Below are 16,617 nucleotides of genomic sequence, written 5' to 3'. Positions count from 1 at the left end.
AGTGATTCAGTTCATGCTTGAGGTCGGTCAATATCAGACGCGGCCCCCGCGCGGTCAGGGCCGTGCACAGGGGGGCGCGTTGCAGCAATACAGCCGTTTCCTGGGGTGGCGCCTGGAGTCGCCGAGGGCATCAGGCCAAGGCCAGAAATTCGTCGATCCGGTCCAGATACTCGGCAAAGTTGCTCAGGGCGTGGTCGCCGCCTTCTTGCACCAATTGAAGTGCGTGAGGGTAGCGCTCGCTCATCTCGTTCCAGTCCAGCACCTCGTCGCCCTGGGCGATCAACACCATCTCGGGTGCTGCCGGCGTCATGGTGCGGGTGTCGAGCTGGCGCAATTCCTCAATGTATTCGGGGCGAAAGAAGAAGGTTTCCTCGGGGTCATGCCAGCTGGACTGCTCGCCGATGTATTTTTCCAGGTCGCGGGCCGGGTTGACGGCGGGGTTGATCATCACGCTCTTGCAGCGCGCCAACTGGGCCACCCAGCTGGCGTAATAGCCGCCCAGCGACGAGCCCATGACGGCCATGTTCTGGCGTGGCCAGTTGGCGATGCCCTCTGCTATCACGGCCGCCGCTTCGCGCGGCGAGGGCGGCAGCTGAGTGCACCACCAGCGTACCTTGGAATGCCTGGCGCCCACATAGTCCGCCATGATGCGTGCCTTGTTGGACTGGGGGGAGGAGCGAAAGCCATGCAGATACAGCAGGTGGGTGGTCGTCATAGCGGCAATCTCCTCTGGTAAAAACACTTCTGTCTCGGTCATTGTGGACTGTCTGCCCCAAGACTATCAGGGGAGAAGGCCTATGGCGGGAGGAATGAGCGTGGGCCGACTTGAGTCGTCAGCAAAGCTCAACCCTGCAAGCTGCACGGCAGTCGGCTCCCACGATAATTGCGGCCCATGTCCGCCATCGAATTCGATAAGCCCTCGCTGCTGCAACGCATTGTTCCGCTGTTTCGCGGCTTTGATTTCCTGCTGCTCCTCTTTATCGCCATGTTGGCGGGTGCGGGGCTGCTGGCCATGTACTCGGCGGGTTTCGATCACGGCACGCGCTTTGTGGACCACGGTCGCAATATGCTGATTGCGGCGGGTCTGCTGTTCGTGCTGGCCCAGATATCCCCCCAGCAATTGATGAAGGTGGCCGTGCCGCTCTACACCCTGGGCGTGGTGTTGCTGGTGGCGGTGGCGCTGTTCGGCATCACCAAGAAGGGGGCCACGCGCTGGGTGAATGTGGGAGTGGTGATTCAGCCCTCCGAGCTTTTGAAGATCGCCACGCCGCTGATGCTGGCCTGGTGGTTCCAGCGCCGCGAGGGCAATCTGCGTGCATCGGACTTTGTCATCGCCTTTGTGTTGCTGATGGTGCCCGTGGGCCTGATCATGAAGCAGCCAGACCTGGGCACCTCGCTGCTGGTGATGGCTGCCGGCCTGTCCGTGATCTTTTTTGCCGGCCTGCCCTGGAAACTCATCGTGCCGCCCGTGCTGCTGGCCCTGGTCGGCATTTTCCTCATCGTCTGGTTTGAACCCCAGCTCTGCGCCGATGGCGTGAGCTGGTATTTTCTGCATGACTATCAGCGGACACGCGTCTGTACCTTGCTGGACCCCACGCGCGACCCGCTGGGCAAAGGCTTTCACATCATTCAGGGCATGATTGCCATCGGTTCGGGCGGTGTCTGGGGCAAGGGTTTCATGGCTGGCACGCAGACCCACCTGGAATTCATTCCAGAGCGCACCACCGACTTCATCTTTGCCGCCTATTCCGAAGAATTCGGCCTCATAGGCAATCTCTTCATCATCGTCGGCTTTCTGCTGCTGGTCTGGCGCGGGCTGGCCATTTCCATGAATGCCAACTCGCTGTTCGGCCGGCTGATGGCAGCTGCCGTGGCCATGATCTTTTTCACCTATGCGTTCGTGAACATGGGCATGGTCAGCGGCATTTTGCCGGTGGTGGGCGTGCCCCTGCCTTTCATCAGCTATGGCGGCACGGCCATGGTCACGCTGGGCCTGGCGCTGGGCGTGCTGATGTCGGTGTCGCGGGCGCAGCGGCAACTACCCGGCGGTGATGGGCATATTCCCCATGCGTGAAGACCCGTGATAGGGATTGGATGCTCTTGAAAGGAGAGCTTCCATCCTATGTTTTTCAAGCCTTGAGTAATGGTTTTGTGTGAAATTGCGTGCTGGGGCGGCGGGCTTAGATCGTTGAAAAATGTCAGTAGTTCCGTCCAGGGTCTTGCTTCGACTGTAAACAGCGTTTACAAACGGTTCTGGGGGGTCAGAAGACCGATCAAGCGGGAGCGGCAAAGACCCAGGTGGGGTTCTGCAATGCAAAGCGGGCAGGGCGGAACCCGGCAAGTGCGAAGCTAAGTGAATGGAGCGGAATGTTGTTCAGCCTGGTGGGGCAGCATTCCGCTCTTTTTTATGCGCAGCCCGAGACAAGTCAGGGCTTGCAGCTATCTCTACAATGCTCTCATGATTTCCCGCGAACCCACCATCGAACGCTTGGCCACGGCCCGTCAGTTGCTGCTTGAGCCCTTCGGCCTGGACGAAACCCATCTTGCGCGTGCGCTTGCCGAAATTCGCTCGCACCAGGTGGATGACGCCGATCTCTACTTCCAGTACACCCGCGCGGAAGGCTGGAGTCTGGAGGAAGGCATCGTCAAGACCGGCTCCTTCTCCATCGATCAGGGAGTAGGCGTTCGGGCGGTCAGCGGCGAGAAGACGGCTTTTGCCTATTCCGACGACATTTCCGAAGCCTCGCTGCTGGATGCCGCACGTACCGTGCGCTCCATCTCCAGCGCAACCCAGACGCGCCGCGTCAAGGCGGGTGCGCAGAAGATTGCGCAAAGCCGCTCGCTTTATCCTGAGCTGGACCCCATCAGCACGCTGGACAGCACGGCCAAGGTCGAGTTGCTGGGCAAGGTGGAAAAGCTGGCCCGCGCCAAGGACCCGCGCGTGGTGCAGGTCATGGCCGGTCTTGCCAGTGAATACGATGTGGTTCTGGTGGCGCGTGCGGACGGCACGCTGGCCGCTGACGTGCGCCCGCTGGTGCGCCTGTCGGTGACGGTGATCGCCGAGCAAAAGGGCCGTCGCGAGGTGGGCTCCTCCGGTGGTGGCGGTCGCTTCGGTCTGGCCTATTTCAGCGACGAGCAGATCAGCCAGTATGTGGACGAGGCCGTGCATGCGGCCCTGGTCAACCTCGAATCGCGTCCCGCACCGGCCGGTGTGATGACGGTGGTGCTCGGCTCGGGCTGGCCCGGCGTGCTGTTCCACGAGGCCGTGGGCCACGGCCTGGAAGGCGACTTCAACCGCAAGGGCTCCAGCGCCTTCAGCGGCCGCATCGGTCAGCGCGTGGCCGCCAAGGGCGTGACCGTGCTGGACGACGGCACGATTGCCGATCGCCGTGGCTCTCTGAACGTGGACGACGAGGGCCATGTCAGCCAGAGCAATGTGCTGATCGAGGACGGCATTCTCAAGGGCTATATCCAGGACTCGATGAATGCACGCCTGATGGGCGTCAAGCCCACGGGCAATGGCCGTCGCGAAAGCTACGCCCACATCCCCATGCCGCGCATGACCAACACCTATATGCTGGGTGGCGACAAGGATCCGCAGGAGATCATTGGCTCCATCAAGAAGGGCCTGTACGCCACCAACTTCGGTGGCGGTCAGGTGGACATCACCAGCGGCAAGTTCGTGTTCTCTGCCAGCGAAGCCTACTGGGTGGAAAACGGCAAGATCCAGTACCCCGTCAAGGGAGCGACCATCATCGGCAGCGGCCCGGAGTCGCTCAAGCACATCAGCATGATAGGTAACGACATGCGCCTGGACTCGGGTGTGGGCACCTGCGGCAAGGAAGGCCAGAGCGTGCCTGTGGGCGTGGGCCAGCCTACGCTGCGCATTGACGGCCTGACAGTCGGCGGCACGGCCTGATAGAGGTTTCATGACGGCTTTGCCCGTCGCGAGCACCAATCCCCGCTTTGCATGGCAGAGCGGGGGTTTTTCATTTCAGTGTGTTGCAGACCGTTCGCCACAGGCCGTTTACGGCAAAACAGCTTGTGGCAAACCGCTGTATATCGCCTGGCAGCAGGGTTTTTTCATGGCGTTTCGAGGCCTTGCCATGAATATTGCCGATTCGCTGGAAAATTGCACTGATTCTGGTTTGGTAGAATTTTTTATCAATAAAATTCTAGAAAATAAGAAAAAACGCAAAAATATTGCGAATGAATAAATTTTGAAAATGCGCCATTTCAGAGGGAAAACCTGTTTTTGACAGAACAGCGGTGCGAGCTGCCGATGTTGCAATGCAAAAGAGCTGTGCTACATTGAAAGACATGCAAACGCAACGCGCCTATTTCTTTTACTTTTGGTTCTCGCCCCCGGCGGCTGAGAGGTAAACGCGCGCATCCTGCAAACACCTCCCAAAGAACCGCCGAAGCTGCAAAGCCCGGCGGTTTTTTTTCACCCCTACGTTTCAGCACCCCCGGTTTTCAACGATCAAACACCTCACGAAAGATTGCCATGACTGCTCTGAACACTTCCGCCACCGATTCCTGGTATCGCGCCGGCTCTCCCAAGACAGGCCAGACCGACGACGCACGTATCAAGGAAATCACAGTGTTACCCCCTCCAGAGCACCTCATTCGCTTCTTCCCCATTCGCGGCACTGCCGTGGAGACGCTGATCAGCGACACCCGCCGCAGCATCCACAACATCATGCGTGCGCAGGACGACCGTCTCCTGGTCATCGTCGGCCCTTGCTCCATTCACGATCCGGCTGCTGCCCTGGACTACGCCCGCCGTCTGGCCGTGGTGCGTGAGCAGTACAAGGACACGCTGGAAGTGGTGATGCGCGTCTATTTCGAAAAACCCCGCACCACCGTGGGCTGGAAGGGGCTGATCAACGATCCCTACCTGGATCAGAGCTATCGCATCGACGAAGGCCTGCGCATTGCGCGCCAGCTCCTGATCGACATCAACCGCCTGGGTGTGCCAGCGGCCAGCGAGTTTCTGGACGTGATCTCGCCCCAGTACATCGGCGATCTGATCAGCTGGGGCGCCATCGGTGCCCGCACCACGGAAAGCCAGGTGCATCGCGAACTGGCTTCGGGCATCTCGGCGCCGATTGGCTTCAAGAACGGCACGGACGGCAATATCCGTATTGCCACCGACGCGATTCAGTCGGCCAGCCGCGGCCACCATTTCCTGTCGGTGCACAAGAACGGCCAGGTCGCCATCGTGCATACGGGCGGCAATCAGGACTGTCACGTGATTCTGCGCGGTGGCAAGACGCCCAACTACGATGCCGAGCATGTGGCGGCCGCCTGCAGGGATCTGGAGACAGCGGGCCTCACACCTTCGCTGATGGTGGACTGCAGCCACGCCAACAGCAACAAGCAGCATGAGCGCCAGAAGGATGTGGCCCGTGATATCGCGGCTCAGATCGCCGGAGGCTCCAGCAGCGTGTTCGGCGTGATGATCGAAGGCCATCTGGTCGGCGGTGCGCAGAAGTTCACGCCCGGCAAGGACGAAGTCTGCGATCTGACCTACGGCCAGAGCATTACCGATGCCTGCCTGGGCTGGGATGATTCGCTGGCAACGCTGCAAGAGCTGTCGCAGGCCGTGAGCCAGCGCCGCGCTGCTGCGCTCGCCAGCAAGCAGGAAGCAGAAGTGCTCGCCTGATCGATAAAGCGGGCGTGAACGAAACAGGCCACAGGGAGTATTTCCTGTGGCCTGTTTGTTTTTCTATATGGGAATGGGGCTGCTTGCCTGCTCGATCAGTGTTTGGTGTCCGGCGTTGATGCCGGAGTCATTTCGCATCCATTGAGGGTGGCATCGATGCGGTTGAGCAGGCGCAGCAGCTGTTGCTTGTCAAAGTCGGTGCGCTGCTGCCACTCGTGGTCGGCCAGCGGATAGACATGGCTTTGGTGGGGGAGGCTGCCCTTGGCATCGATCACGGCGCGCAGGCGCGGGATGAACACCCATTGCAGCCACTCGTGCAGCTTGAGCGTGTCGTACATGAAAGGCGTGGTGGATTCCAGTGCCTTGGGGTCTGGAGCAACGGCAGACCAGAGTTTCTGGACTTGAAGTTCGGCTTCCAGCTGCAGCAGATGCTCGCGTATTTCTTGGTGGATGTTCTCAGCGGTCATGGTGATGGTTCCTGAAGGCGTTGCAAGGCCTGCAAACTGGTATTCGTCAAAGATTTATGCAGTATGTAAGTCCTCTCATCACATTTTCAAGGCAGGAGCCTGGATGGAGATAACTGGCGGGTTACGAGTCCGTAATGACACTTGAAAAAGACAGTTTTGCCCTTATATTCTTGCCAAGCAAGCGAGCAATGCTATGAAATTTAAAGATTTTTCATTGCTTTGCATGCCATGTTCCTGTAACCACTGTGATGCTTGATGCAAGTCTTTCAGGCCATGCATTGGTTGCCGCAGCTGTTTGCAAGCCGTCAGCTTGCAGCGTCTTCAGCACCGCGGTCACTATTAAGCTGTGGCCACGACAACGAATGGTGCAAGAGTCACCAGGTCAGAGGAGATTTATGCGTAGTGAAGTAATCGTGGTTTTGGATGGCGACCGTGAATACCGGGTCGATACCCAGTCGCTGTCCCCTATCAGTTCGGACGAAGGCCGACGCTGGCTGGATCAGCAGTTTGTCTCGCTCGAGTGCGAGCCTTTGCGGGCTACTGGCAAGGTGTTGCTGGCTGACAAGCTGGTGGTGGTGGCGCGTGAGGCGCGCAATCGCCCCGAGCTGTTTGACAACGAAGACTGGCGCAACAGCTATGCCCTGGCAGCGCATGCAGTGTTGTCCAAGCCCTTGATCCGGGTGGATGTGCCTGCGATGTCGATAAGTTATTGATACCCCTGAGCCGCTTTGCGGCTTCCCTCTCTCTGCTTCGCGGAGGGGGCGACAGCCTCGCTGCGAGACGGCTCTTGCTTGCTGTCTCCGTGTCAAGGCATGCCAGTTTTGAAGGTTGCTGATGAAAATGCACGCGTAGAGCGGGCATTTGCTTTTATCGGGGCTTATTTCAGCGCTTGCAACAGCTTGGCGTGGATGCCGCCAAAGCCGCCGTTGCTCATGCAGACGATATGGTCGCCGGGGCGGACGACGGCGCTGATCTGCGCTATCAGGGTCTCGATATCACCTGCTACCTGAGCGCGCTGGCCGGGGCCTACGCCCATGGATTCCAGGGCTTCGGCGGCATCCCAGTCCAGACCTGCAGTGTGGCAGAAGACCAGATCGGCGCTTTCCAGCGACCAGGGCAACTGGCTCTTCATGGTGCCCAGCTTCATGGTGTTGCTGCGAGGCTCGAACACTGCCAGGATGCGGGCCTCTGCCCCGAGCTTGCGGCGCAGGCCGTCCAGGGTGGTGCGGATGGCTGTAGGGTGGTGGGCGAAGTCGTCATAGACCTCGATGCCGTTGACCGTGCCGCGCAGTTCCATGCGACGCTTGACGTTCTGAAAGCGCGACAGGGATTCGCAAGCCACCTCGGCACTAACGCCCAGATGGTCGGCGGCAGCGATGGCGGCCAGTGCATTGAGCTGGTTGTGCACGCCGGTCAGGCTCCAGCGCAGTTGCGCCACCTTTTTGCCGCGGTGCAGCACGGCAAAGTCGCTGGGATCGCCATCGGCGCTGAAATCACTGACCGCCGAGCCGAAGCTCCGCACTTCGCTCCAGCAGCCCTGGGCCAGCACGCGGGTCAGGCTCTCTTCCAGGCCGTTGCTCACCACACGACCGGTCGACGGTACGGTGCGTATCAGGTGGTGGAACTGGCGCTCGATGGCTGCCAGATCGTCAAAGATGTCGGCGTGATCGAATTCCAGGTTGTTGAGCACGGCCGTGCGCGGGCGGTAGTGCACAAACTTGCTGCGCTTGTCGAAGAAGGCGGTGTCGTACTCATCGGCCTCGATCACAAACACGGGTTCGTCACCGACGGGGCCAGGACCAGCGGCGGGGCGCTGGGCCGCACCGAGGCGGGCGGAGACGCCAAAGTCCAGTGGTACGCCGCCGACCAGGAAACCGGGTTGCAGACCTGCGCACTCAAGCACCCAGGTCAGCATGGAGGTGGTGGTGGTCTTGCCGTGGGTGCCGGCCACGGCCAGCACATGGCGACCGCGCAGCACATGCTCGGCCAGCCATTGCGGGCCGCTGGTATAGGCGGCGCCGGTGTCCAGAATCGCTTCCATCAGCGGGAATTTGGGCGACCCGTCGGGCAGACGTTTGCGGCTGACGACGTTGCCGACCACATACATATCGGGCTTGAGCGCAATCTGGTCGGCGCCATAGCCCTCGATCAGCTCGATGCCCAACTGGCGCAGCTGATCGCTCATCGGCGGGTAAACACCGGAATCGCAGCCCGTCACCCTGTGACCGGCTTCTCGTGCCAAGGCGGCCAGGCCCCCCATGAAGGTGCCGCAAATGCCCAGAATATGTATGTGCATGGCCGGGGATTCTACGTTTGCCTGCATGACCTGGAGGCAAGCCATGGCCTGCCTGAGCGCTGACGGTAACCTTTCTTACCAAATTGATAGCTGGTTGCGCATGGCCCATATGGATTTAAATGTGTTTTTACTTTCGGTTCGATACAAAGCGGTCGCTAGCAGCTATCAAAACCTTGGTCTGTACGGGCCAGGTCAAAGTGCGGTCATTCATCTGGGTCACAATGCGACATGACCTGCCGCGTCTACTGCGGCGGGCGTGATGAAATAGCGCTATGAGTTTGGATAACGTGACTGCTGAAATCGCTCAGACAGCGGCCCGCCTGGTGGTGGAGGAAGGCCTCGAATGGGGTCCGGCCAAGCAACGGGCCGTGCGTCAGCTCGGCCTGCCCGGCCGCACGGCGCTGCCCGACAACGACCAGCTTGAAGAAGCGGTGCGTGAATATATAGAGCTGTTCTGCGGCGACACCCAGCCGCAGGAGTTGCAGGCACTGCGCGAGCTGGCCCTGGTCTGGATGGACAGGCTGCAGGAATTTCGCCCGCATCTGGCCGGAGCAGTCTGGCGCGGCACGGCCACGCGGCTGTCGGATATCTATCTGCAACTGTTCTGCGATGATCCCAAGTCTGCCGAAATAGCGCTCATCAACAACCATGTGCAATACGAGCCGAGCACGGTCACAGGCTTTCAGGGCAAGCCGGTCGAGGCACTTTCCATTCATGCACTGTGCAAGCCGATCAATGAAACCGTGGGCGTGCATCTGCTGGTCTACGACCATGATGATATGCGCGGTGCCATGAAGCCCGACAGTCATGGCCGCAGCCCGCGTGGTGATGCCAAGGCCTTGCGCAAGCTGCTGCAGGAGAGCTGCGATGAGTGAAAACACCTCTGAGAACAAGTCGACCAATGGCTCGCGCCGTCTGTGGCTGACCGGCGCAGTGGCCGCAGTGGCGGCCGGGGGCGGCGCCGGCGTGGCCTGGTGGCGCAGCCAGCCTCAGGCCATGGGCCCTGGCATCGAGGCGCAACTGTGGGGTCAGACCTTTGAAACGCCCGATGGCAAGCCTTTTGTCATGGCAGGCTTCCAGGGGCGGCCCTTGCTGGTCAACTTCTGGGCCACTTGGTGCCCGCCCTGTGTCAAGGAGCTGCCGATGCTCAGCGAATTTGCGGCGCAGCAGGGGGCAAAAGGTATTCAGGTCGTTGGTCTCGCGGTCGACAAATCCGAAGCCGTGCTGCGTTTTTTGCAGCGTCAGCCTGTGCAATTTCCCGTAGCCATCGCCATGCAAGGGGGATTGGGACTGAGCAGAAGTCTGGGTAACTTGCAGGGAGGCCTGCCATTCACGGTTCTGTTTGATGCCAAGGGGCAAGTGCGGCAACGTAAAATAGGCGAGCTTTCCAGCGAAGATCTGACAGATTGGAGCAAATAGAGCGAATGAACATTGCTCTTGTCGTCAGAAAAGTGTAGGTAACTAAATTCCATGGCGACGTTAGTGAAAAATATCTGCCAATGCACGCAGAAGGCCGAATTTGAGGTAAATTCGCGCCCTGTTTAGAAATACGTCGCTGGAGCTCCCATGGATTTGCGAAAACTCAAGACCCTTATTGATCTGGTGTCCGAATCGAATGTGTCGGAACTGGAGATCACCGAAGCAGAGGGCAAGGTCCGTATCGTCAAGAGCGAAGGTGTGGTTCACCAATACGTTGCTGCCCCCGTGCAAGCCGCTCCTGTGATGGCTGCCCCCTTGGCGGCAGCTCCCGTTGCCGCTGCTCCCGTGGCGGCCGCAGCACCTGCTGCTGCTGAAGGCCATGTGGTCAAGTCGCCCATGGTCGGTACCTTCTACCGTGCCTCCAGCCCCGGCGCCAAGCCCTTTGTGGATGTGGGAAGCCAGGTCAAGGAAGGCGAAACCATCTGCATCGTTGAAGCCATGAAGATCCTCAACGAAATCGAAGCCGACAAGACCGGCACCATTGTTCGCGTTCTGGGTGAAAACGGCCAGGCTGTGGAATACGGCCAGCCTCTGTTCGTGATCGAGTGATAGATCATGAGGCGTTGCGTGCAGTTCGCATGGCAGCGCCGAGGTGCGCTAGCCACTGGCTGCGCGACTGAGTCATTGGCAGTAGTCTGTGCCGCGGCACAGGCACCAAGCTGCGAGGAACTTCATGTTTAAGAAAATTTTGGTTGCCAATCGGGGCGAGATCGCCCTGCGCATCCAGCGCGCTTGCCGTGAGCTGGGTATCAAGGCGGTGATGGTGTACTCCGAAGCCGATCGTGATGCCAAGTACGTCAAGCTGGCCGATGAGGCCGTCTGTATCGGCCCGGCTCCTTCTCCGCTGTCCTACCTCAATATGCCGGCCATCATCTCGGCTGCCGAGGTGACCGATGCAGAAGCCATCCATCCCGGTTACGGTTTCCTGTCCGAGAACGCCGACTTTGCCGAGCGAGTGGAAAAGAGCGGCTTCACCTTTATCGGCCCGACCCCCGAGAACATCCGCACCATGGGTGACAAGGTTTCGGCCAAGCAAGCCATGATCAAGGCCGGTGTGCCTTGCGTGCCCGGCTCGGACGGCGAACTGCCCGATGATCCCGCACTCATCAAGCGCATTGCAAAGACCATCGGCTATCCCGTGATCATCAAGGCCTCGGGCGGCGGCGGCGGTCGCGGCATGCGTGTGGTGCACACCGAAGCTGCGCTGATCAATGCCGTGCAGATGACCAAGGCCGAAGCCGGCGCTGCTTTCGGCAATCCTGCCGTCTACATGGAAAAGTACCTGCAGAATCCGCGGCACGTGGAGATCCAGGTGCTGGCCGATACGCACAAGAGCGCCGTGTATCTGGGCGAGCGCGATTGCTCCATGCAGCGTCGCCACCAGAAGGTGATCGAGGAGGCTCCGGCTCCCGGCATTCCCCGTCGTCTGATCGAGAAGATCGGCGAGCGCTGCGCTGCGGCCTGCAAGAAGATCGGCTATCGCGGTGCGGGTACTTTCGAGTTCCTGTACGAGAACGGCGAGTTCTACTTCATCGAGATGAACACCCGCGTGCAGGTGGAGCACCCCATCACCGAGCTGATCACGGGCATCGACATCGTGCGCACCCAGATCATGATCGCTGCCGGCGAGAAGCTGCCTTTCACCCAGCGCCAGGTCGAGTTCAAGGGGCACGCCATCGAGTGCCGTGTGAACGCCGAAGATCCGTACAAGTTCATCCCTTCGCCCGGCCGCATCTCCATGTGGCATGCTCCCGGCGGTCCTGGTGTACGTGTTGACACCCATGTGTACAACAATTACTTCGTGCCGCCCAACTACGACTCCATGATCGGCAAGATCATTGCCTATGGCGATACTCGCGAGCAGGCCATGGCCCGCATGCGCACGGCCTTGCTGGAGACCGTGGTGGAAGGCATCAAAACCAATATTCCGCTGCACCAGGATCTGATGGTCGACTCCAAGTTCATGGAAGGCGGCACCAACATCCACTATCTGGAAGAGTGGCTGACGCATCGCACGCCCAACAAGCGATGAGATCAGGAGCCTTGCTGCTCTGAGTTCCCATGCTGGCCTCTGGCAACGGAGGCCAGCATTTTCGTTTTTCAGGAAAGTACAAGTGCGTTCTCTCCGTCAGGGCTGACCTGGCATGGAGACGCAGTTGCTAGAAAGGATGGCCATGTTCGAGCTGAGCCTGCTGTGCCCCGAAGATCGGGTCGAAACCATTAGCGAAGCGCTGGATGCACTCGATGCATTGAGCGTGTCCGTAGAAGATGCCGATGCGCAGACCGAAGCCGAGCAGGCACTGTTCGGCGAGCCTGGCATGCCCGCACCGAAGGAGGGCTGGAATCGCAGCCGCGTGATCGCCCTCTATCCCGACGAAGCCGCGGCCACCGAGGCGCGTGATCTGCTGCTGCCTCAGGACTTTTTTGAAGGCTGCAAGATTCTGGCCCTCAAGCCCGTTCCCGAGCAGGACTGGGTGCGCCTGACGCAGTCGCAGTTCGAGCCCGTGGATATCACGCCCGAGTTTTGGATCGTGCCCACCTGGCATGAACTGCCCGAGCAGGCCAAGGTCAGCATCCGTCTGGACCCTGGTCTGGCTTTCGGTACCGGCACCCACCCCACTACTCGCATGTGTCTGCGCTGGATTGCACGCCAGCCCAAGGGTACCCTGGGACGCACGCTGGACTATGGCTGTGGCTCGGGCATTTTGGCCATTGGTGCAGCCAAGTTCGACGCGACCGATGTGGATGCGGTGGACATCGATCCCGCGGCCGTGGAATCGACCAACTACAACACCAGTGCCAACCATGTGGAAGTCAGGGCCGGCCTGCCAGATGCGGCTGGCGGCGAGTACCAGACCGTGCTGGCCAATATTCTGGCTACGCCGCTCAAGGTGCTGGCACCGCTGCTGTGCGGTCGTGTGCAAGCTGGCGGCAATCTGGTGTTGGCGGGCATTCTGGAACGCCAGGCCGACGAGCTGAAGGAGGCCTATGCGCCTTATCTCAAGCTGGAGGTGGCCGACAGCGAAGACGGCTGGATTCTCATGACTGCACAGCGAGCAGCCTGATTGCGACGCAAACCCGCAGCCAGCAGGTGTGCGGGTTGTTGCTGCCTACAATTGAACCCTGATGAGCCAAGTCACCCGTTGCCCCTCCTGTGGAACCCGCTTCAAAGTGGTCGCCGACCAACTGCGCATCTCGCAGGGCTGGGTGCGCTGCGGGATGTGCCAAAGCGTCTTTGATGCCTCGCAGGAGTTGCAGTCCGTGCCCGACGAGCTGCTGCAGCCGGAAGCTGCTGATGCGCCGCAGAGGCCTGCCGTGCAGGAGGTGCAGCCGACGGAAGCCGGAGAGCAGCGGACGCCGGTTTGGCCTCAGCAGGATGCCGCGGATGCTCCCGCCCCCGATACGCAGAAGGCTGAGGCCTTGCAGGAGCTGGCATCGGACTCGGTGGACGCGGCACCGGCTGCTGCCCAGGTCGCAGAAGTCGCACCGGCAGCAGAGTCTGCCGATGTGGTTTCCGAATCCGAGCTGTCCGGGTCCATGCCCGGGATGGCGGATGCACAGCCCTCGTTTGTCGATCAGGCGCGCCCTCTGACTGAAGAGGATGCAGCGGCTGCTCAGCATGATCCTCATCCGGATGCGAGCGAGCCGGAGGCTGGGCTGGAGTCTGGTGATATTCCCGCTCCCACCGAGCCGGAGCTGCTTGTGCCGCCGCCGCCGAGCGAGGTCCTGATGGCCGAGGCTGCGCAGGACCTCAAGGATGAGGCCCAGGCCGAAGCTGTCTCGAAGGAGGCGCTGCTGCATGCCGATATCGGCGCCATACAACCCGCCAGGGACCGGGCGCAGGCTGTCACGGAGGCGGATCAGGATGAGGCCGCAGCCATTGCCGGCAATGAACCTGGCTTTGTGCGTCAGGCCCGCCGGCAGGCGTTCTGGCACTCGGCAGGCATGCGTGTGGCGCTGGTGCTGGGCTCGCTGGTAGCCGTAGCCGGTGTCGTGGGGCAATATGCTTGGCTGCAACGCGATGTGCTGGCTGCGCAATATCCGGCACTGGCCCCTGTGCTGACCAAGGCCTGCAGTCTGGCGGGTTGCGAGCTGCAGGCCCGCCGCGCGATTGCCGATGTGGTGATCAGTGGCTCGGGCTTCAAGCAACTTGCCGATGACCATCAGTACCAGTGGAGCCTGACATTGGAGAACCGCTCCGATGTGCCAGTGGCCATGCCCATGGCCGAGCTGACCTTGACCGATGCACAGGACAGGCCTTTGCTGCGCCGTGTGATCGACCTGAGGCTGCTGGGTGCCCCGGAGCAGCTGCATGCCCGTCAGGAGTGGAGCGTGAACGTTCCTGTGCAGGTGCAGGATCTCGGCGCTGCAGTGGCGGGTTACCGGGCGCTGGTTTTTTATCCCTAATTCATTTCTGAAAGAGAACGCACCATGGCCGCTTTGATCTGCGGGTCGCTGGCATTCGACAACATCATGACCTTTGAAGGTCGTTTCGTAGACCAGATTCTTCCCGACCAGCTGCACATACTGAATGTATCGTTTCTGGTGCCCACGCTGCGCCGCGACTTTGGTGGCTGTGCCGGCAATATTGCCTATAGCCTGAAGCTGCTTGGCGGCGATGCGCACCCCATGGCCATGGTGGGCAGCGACGGTGCGGATTATGTGCAGCGCTTCAAGGAACTGGGCATTGAGACCCGTCATGTGGGTCAGCTGCAGAGCACGCATACGGCGCAGTGCATGATCATGACCGACCATGACAACAACCAGATCACGGCTTTCCACCCAGGCGCCATGATGCAGGCGCACGAGAATCGCATCACTGCCGACATGGCTGCCGATATCAAGATCGGCATTATTGCTCCCGATGGCCGTCAAGCCATGATCGAGCACGCCGCCCAGTTCAAAGCTGCAGGCATTCCCTTTGTGTTCGATCCCGGCCAGGGCCTGCCCATGTTCAATGGCGACGAGCTCAAGGCTTTTATCGAGCAGGCCGACTGGGTGGCAGTGAACGACTATGAAGGCAAGATGCTCAGCGAGCGCACGGGCCTGAACTTTGACGAGATCTCGCACAAGGTGCGCGGCCTGGTCGTGACCCTGGGCGCCGAAGGCTGCGAAGTCTGGCAGCAGGGTGAAAAGACATTGGTTGCTCCGGTGAAGCCCGCTGCCGTGGTCGATCCCACGGGTTGCGGCGATGCCTGGCGCGGTGCCTTCCTGTTTGGTCTGGAGCGTGGTTGGGACCTGGTGCGTTGCGCCGAACTGGGAAATCGCATGGGGGCGCTCAAGGTTGCGCATCGCGGCCCGCAGAACTATCAGCTGGACTTCCAGCCCTGATTGGGTGTCCGTGCCCTGAGGGCACTGATATCAGGCATGTAAAAAAGCCCGACTCTCGCAAGAGAGGTCGGGCTTTTTTATGGCGTGCAGGTCAGCGAACCGATCAGGGCTTGTTACCTGTGGGGAAGGGCCAGGCGGCTTGAGGTGCCAGGCGGGTCTGTGCCACGGGTGCAGCGGTTTCGGTTACTGCGGCAGGAGCGGGTGCTGCTGCAGCCTTCTTGGGGGCAGCCTTCGCTGGAGCAGCGGCCTTGGCAGCAGTTGCAGCCTTCTTGGGGGCAGCCTTTGCGGGAGCAGCGGCCTTGGCAGCGGTTGCAGCCTTCTTGGGGGCAGCCTTTGCGGGAGCAGCGGCCTTGGCAGCAGTTGCAGCCTTCTTGGGAGCAGCGGCCTTGGCAGCAGTTGCAGCCTTCTTGGGAGCAGCGGCCTTGGCAGCAGTTGCAGCCTTCTTGGGGGCAGCCTTTGCGGGAGCAGCGGCCTTGGCAGCAGTTGCAGCCTTCTTGGAGGCAGCCTTCGCTGGAGCAGCGGCCTTGGCAGCGGTTGCAGCCTTCTTGGAGGCAGCCTTCGCTGGGGCAGCGGCCTTGGCAGCAGTTGCAGCCTTCTTGGGTGCAGCCTTTGCGGGAGCAGCGGCCTTGGCAGCGGCTGCAGTCTTCTTGGGAGCAGCCTTTGCAGGAGCAGCAGCCTTGGCAGCGGTTGCAGCCTTCTTGGGTGCAGCCTTAGCAGGAGCAGCGGCCTTGGCAGCGGTTGCAGTCTTCTTGGGCGCAGCCTTTGCAGGAGCAGCAGCCTTGGCAGCGGTTGCAGCCTTCTTGGGCGCAGCCTTTGCAGGAGCAGCAGCCTTGGCAGCGGTTGCAGTCTTCTTGGGTGCAGCCTTTGCAGGAGCAGCAGCCTTGGCAGCGGTTGCCGCCTTCTTAGTTGCAGCCTTTGCAGGAGCAGCAGCCTTGGCAGCGGTTGCCGCCTTCTTGGGTGCAGCCTTTGCAGGAGCAGCAGCCTTGGCAGCGGTTGCAGCCTTCTTGGGTGCAGCCTTTGCAGGAGCAGCAGCCTTGGCAGCGGTTGCAGCCTTCTTGGGTGCAGCCTTTGCAGGAGCAGCGGCCTTGGGGGCTGCGGTCTTGGTTGCAGCTGCCTTCTTCACAGCTTCAGCCTTGGGCGCGGCCGCCTTCTTGGCAGGTGTCTTTTTCTCGGTTGTGGCCTTGGCGGCCGTCTTCTTCGCAGTTGCCATCATTTTCTCCTTCGTTGATTTGCATAAGACGTCCGGTTCCTTGCGGTGCCGGACGATTCAAAGCGATGTGGAGTTACGCATCGCTAGGAACACAAATTTGCTTCACGCCAAAAATCTCAGTTTTTTGTAGCAATGAAGTGAAGCAAGTCATGACTCGCATTGTGCC

The 16,617-nt window shown here is 60.6% G+C and carries 17 protein-coding genes; 13 read left to right on the top strand and 4 right to left on the bottom strand.

Annotated elements, in window-relative coordinates:
* Positions 1 to 130: 130 nt before the first annotated feature.
* Entirely contained in the window at positions 131 to 715 is a 585-nt protein-coding gene (locus FSY45_RS04140) for a YqiA/YcfP family alpha/beta fold hydrolase (protein ID WP_148747922.1), read from the bottom strand.
* Positions 716 to 892: 177 nt separating this feature from the next.
* Here FSY45_RS04140 and rodA point away from each other — a divergent pair, with 177 nt between their 5' ends.
* The 4 genes from rodA to FSY45_RS04120 all read left to right on the top strand — a co-directional run bounded on the left by rodA (position 893) and on the right by FSY45_RS04120 (position 5,668).
* Complete coding sequence (rodA, locus tag FSY45_RS04135) at positions 893 to 2,074, top strand: rod shape-determining protein RodA (RefSeq protein WP_003068946.1); 1,182 nt, start codon at positions 893 to 895, stop codon at positions 2,072 to 2,074.
* Positions 2,075 to 2,458: 384 nt separating this feature from the next.
* Positions 2,459 to 3,919 (top strand): metalloprotease TldD, encoded by a 1,461-nt coding sequence (tldD, locus tag FSY45_RS04130; RefSeq protein WP_003051333.1) that lies wholly within the window; start codon positions 2,459 to 2,461, stop codon positions 3,917 to 3,919.
* A gap of 10 nt (positions 3,920 to 3,929) precedes the next feature.
* Positions 3,930 to 4,217 (top strand): hypothetical protein, encoded by a 288-nt coding sequence (locus tag FSY45_RS27755; RefSeq protein WP_187427528.1) that lies wholly within the window; start codon positions 3,930 to 3,932, stop codon positions 4,215 to 4,217.
* Positions 4,218 to 4,507: 290 nt separating this feature from the next.
* Entirely contained in the window at positions 4,508 to 5,668 is a 1,161-nt protein-coding gene (locus tag FSY45_RS04120; protein WP_003068944.1) for a 3-deoxy-7-phosphoheptulonate synthase, read from the top strand.
* 95 nt (positions 5,669 to 5,763) lie between these two features.
* Here the strand turns inward: FSY45_RS04120 and FSY45_RS04115 are convergent, their stop codons facing one another.
* Positions 5,764 to 6,135, bottom strand: a complete 372-nt coding sequence (locus tag FSY45_RS04115) for a YqcC family protein (protein ID WP_012839819.1) — start codon at positions 6,133 to 6,135, stop codon at positions 5,764 to 5,766.
* 395 nt (positions 6,136 to 6,530) lie between these two features.
* Here FSY45_RS04115 and FSY45_RS04110 point away from each other — a divergent pair, with 395 nt between their 5' ends.
* Positions 6,531 to 6,848, top strand: coding sequence for a hypothetical protein (locus FSY45_RS04110; RefSeq protein WP_012839818.1), 318 nt, complete (start codon positions 6,531 to 6,533; stop codon positions 6,846 to 6,848).
* Between the two features lie 164 nt (positions 6,849 to 7,012).
* Here FSY45_RS04110 and mpl read toward each other — a convergent pair whose 3' ends face one another.
* Positions 7,013 to 8,431, bottom strand: a complete 1,419-nt coding sequence (gene mpl / locus FSY45_RS04105; protein WP_003068939.1) for a UDP-N-acetylmuramate:L-alanyl-gamma-D-glutamyl-meso-diaminopimelate ligase — start codon at positions 8,429 to 8,431, stop codon at positions 7,013 to 7,015.
* A 43-nt stretch (positions 8,432 to 8,474) separates the two neighbouring features.
* Here mpl and FSY45_RS04100 point away from each other — a divergent pair, with 43 nt between their 5' ends.
* The 8 genes from FSY45_RS04100 to FSY45_RS04065 all read left to right on the top strand — a co-directional run bounded on the left by FSY45_RS04100 (position 8,475) and on the right by FSY45_RS04065 (position 15,241).
* Complete coding sequence (locus tag FSY45_RS04100) at positions 8,475 to 8,663, top strand: hypothetical protein (protein ID WP_131667111.1); 189 nt, start codon at positions 8,475 to 8,477, stop codon at positions 8,661 to 8,663.
* A gap of 40 nt (positions 8,664 to 8,703) precedes the next feature.
* Positions 8,704 to 9,306: a hypothetical protein gene (locus FSY45_RS04095; protein WP_003068937.1), complete on the top strand. Its 603-nt coding sequence runs from the start codon at positions 8,704 to 8,706 to the stop codon at positions 9,304 to 9,306.
* Complete coding sequence (locus tag FSY45_RS04090) at positions 9,299 to 9,850, top strand: TlpA disulfide reductase family protein (protein WP_003068935.1); 552 nt, start codon at positions 9,299 to 9,301, stop codon at positions 9,848 to 9,850. Before FSY45_RS04095 ends, FSY45_RS04090 begins: the two co-directional genes overlap by 8 nt.
* 147 nt (positions 9,851 to 9,997) lie before the next feature.
* Entirely contained in the window at positions 9,998 to 10,459 is a 462-nt protein-coding gene (accB, locus tag FSY45_RS04085; RefSeq protein WP_003068934.1) for an acetyl-CoA carboxylase biotin carboxyl carrier protein, read from the top strand.
* A 124-nt stretch (positions 10,460 to 10,583) separates the two neighbouring features.
* Positions 10,584 to 11,942, top strand: coding sequence for an acetyl-CoA carboxylase biotin carboxylase subunit (gene accC, locus FSY45_RS04080; RefSeq protein ID WP_003081083.1), 1,359 nt, complete (start codon positions 10,584 to 10,586; stop codon positions 11,940 to 11,942).
* Positions 11,943 to 12,084: 142 nt separating this feature from the next.
* Positions 12,085 to 12,975: a 50S ribosomal protein L11 methyltransferase gene (gene prmA / locus FSY45_RS04075; RefSeq protein ID WP_046460614.1), complete on the top strand. Its 891-nt coding sequence runs from the start codon at positions 12,085 to 12,087 to the stop codon at positions 12,973 to 12,975.
* Positions 12,976 to 13,036: 61 nt separating this feature from the next.
* The gene (locus FSY45_RS04070) at positions 13,037 to 14,317 is read left to right on the top strand and encodes a zinc-ribbon and DUF3426 domain-containing protein (protein WP_046460599.1); all 1,281 of its coding nucleotides are present in this window, start codon (positions 13,037 to 13,039) and stop codon (positions 14,315 to 14,317) included.
* A gap of 24 nt (positions 14,318 to 14,341) precedes the next feature.
* Complete coding sequence (locus tag FSY45_RS04065; RefSeq protein WP_046460600.1) at positions 14,342 to 15,241, top strand: carbohydrate kinase family protein; 900 nt, start codon at positions 14,342 to 14,344, stop codon at positions 15,239 to 15,241.
* Positions 15,242 to 15,344: 103 nt separating this feature from the next.
* Here FSY45_RS04065 and FSY45_RS28485 read toward each other — a convergent pair whose 3' ends face one another.
* Entirely contained in the window at positions 15,345 to 16,451 is a 1,107-nt protein-coding gene (locus FSY45_RS28485; protein WP_148747921.1) for a hypothetical protein, read from the bottom strand.
* Positions 16,452 to 16,617: the final 166 nt, after the last annotated feature.

This window comes from Comamonas sp. Z1 (assembly GCF_008121555.1).
GTDB lineage: Bacteria > Pseudomonadota > Gammaproteobacteria > Burkholderiales > Burkholderiaceae_C > Comamonas > Comamonas thiooxydans.
This window is presented reverse-complemented; position numbering and strand designations above follow the sequence as displayed.

What these genes read in the sequence shown, in the direction of transcription:
- FSY45_RS04140 (WP_148747922.1), bottom strand. Translation starts at nt 715, where the DNA reads ATGACGACCACCCACCTGCTGTATCTGCATGGCTTTCGCTCCTCCCCC.
- rodA (WP_003068946.1), top strand. Translation starts at nt 893, where the DNA reads ATGTCCGCCATCGAATTCGATAAGCCCTCGCTGCTGCAACGCATTGTT.
- tldD (WP_003051333.1), top strand. Translation starts at nt 2,459, where the DNA reads ATGATTTCCCGCGAACCCACCATCGAACGCTTGGCCACGGCCCGTCAG.
- FSY45_RS27755 (WP_187427528.1), top strand. Translation starts at nt 3,930, where the DNA reads ATGACGGCTTTGCCCGTCGCGAGCACCAATCCCCGCTTTGCATGGCAG.
- FSY45_RS04120 (WP_003068944.1), top strand. Translation starts at nt 4,508, where the DNA reads ATGACTGCTCTGAACACTTCCGCCACCGATTCCTGGTATCGCGCCGGC.
- FSY45_RS04115 (WP_012839819.1), bottom strand. Translation starts at nt 6,135, where the DNA reads ATGACCGCTGAGAACATCCACCAAGAAATACGCGAGCATCTGCTGCAG.
- FSY45_RS04110 (WP_012839818.1), top strand. Translation starts at nt 6,531, where the DNA reads ATGCGTAGTGAAGTAATCGTGGTTTTGGATGGCGACCGTGAATACCGG.
- mpl (WP_003068939.1), bottom strand. Translation starts at nt 8,431, where the DNA reads ATGCACATACATATTCTGGGCATTTGCGGCACCTTCATGGGGGGCCTG.
- FSY45_RS04100 (WP_131667111.1), top strand. Translation starts at nt 8,475, where the DNA reads ATGGCCTGCCTGAGCGCTGACGGTAACCTTTCTTACCAAATTGATAGC.
- FSY45_RS04095 (WP_003068937.1), top strand. Translation starts at nt 8,704, where the DNA reads ATGAGTTTGGATAACGTGACTGCTGAAATCGCTCAGACAGCGGCCCGC.
- FSY45_RS04090 (WP_003068935.1), top strand. Translation starts at nt 9,299, where the DNA reads ATGAGTGAAAACACCTCTGAGAACAAGTCGACCAATGGCTCGCGCCGT.
- accB (WP_003068934.1), top strand. Translation starts at nt 9,998, where the DNA reads ATGGATTTGCGAAAACTCAAGACCCTTATTGATCTGGTGTCCGAATCG.
- accC (WP_003081083.1), top strand. Translation starts at nt 10,584, where the DNA reads ATGTTTAAGAAAATTTTGGTTGCCAATCGGGGCGAGATCGCCCTGCGC.
- prmA (WP_046460614.1), top strand. Translation starts at nt 12,085, where the DNA reads ATGTTCGAGCTGAGCCTGCTGTGCCCCGAAGATCGGGTCGAAACCATT.
- FSY45_RS04070 (WP_046460599.1), top strand. Translation starts at nt 13,037, where the DNA reads ATGAGCCAAGTCACCCGTTGCCCCTCCTGTGGAACCCGCTTCAAAGTG.
- FSY45_RS04065 (WP_046460600.1), top strand. Translation starts at nt 14,342, where the DNA reads ATGGCCGCTTTGATCTGCGGGTCGCTGGCATTCGACAACATCATGACC.
- FSY45_RS28485 (WP_148747921.1), bottom strand. Translation starts at nt 16,451, where the DNA reads ATGGCAACTGCGAAGAAGACGGCCGCCAAGGCCACAACCGAGAAAAAG.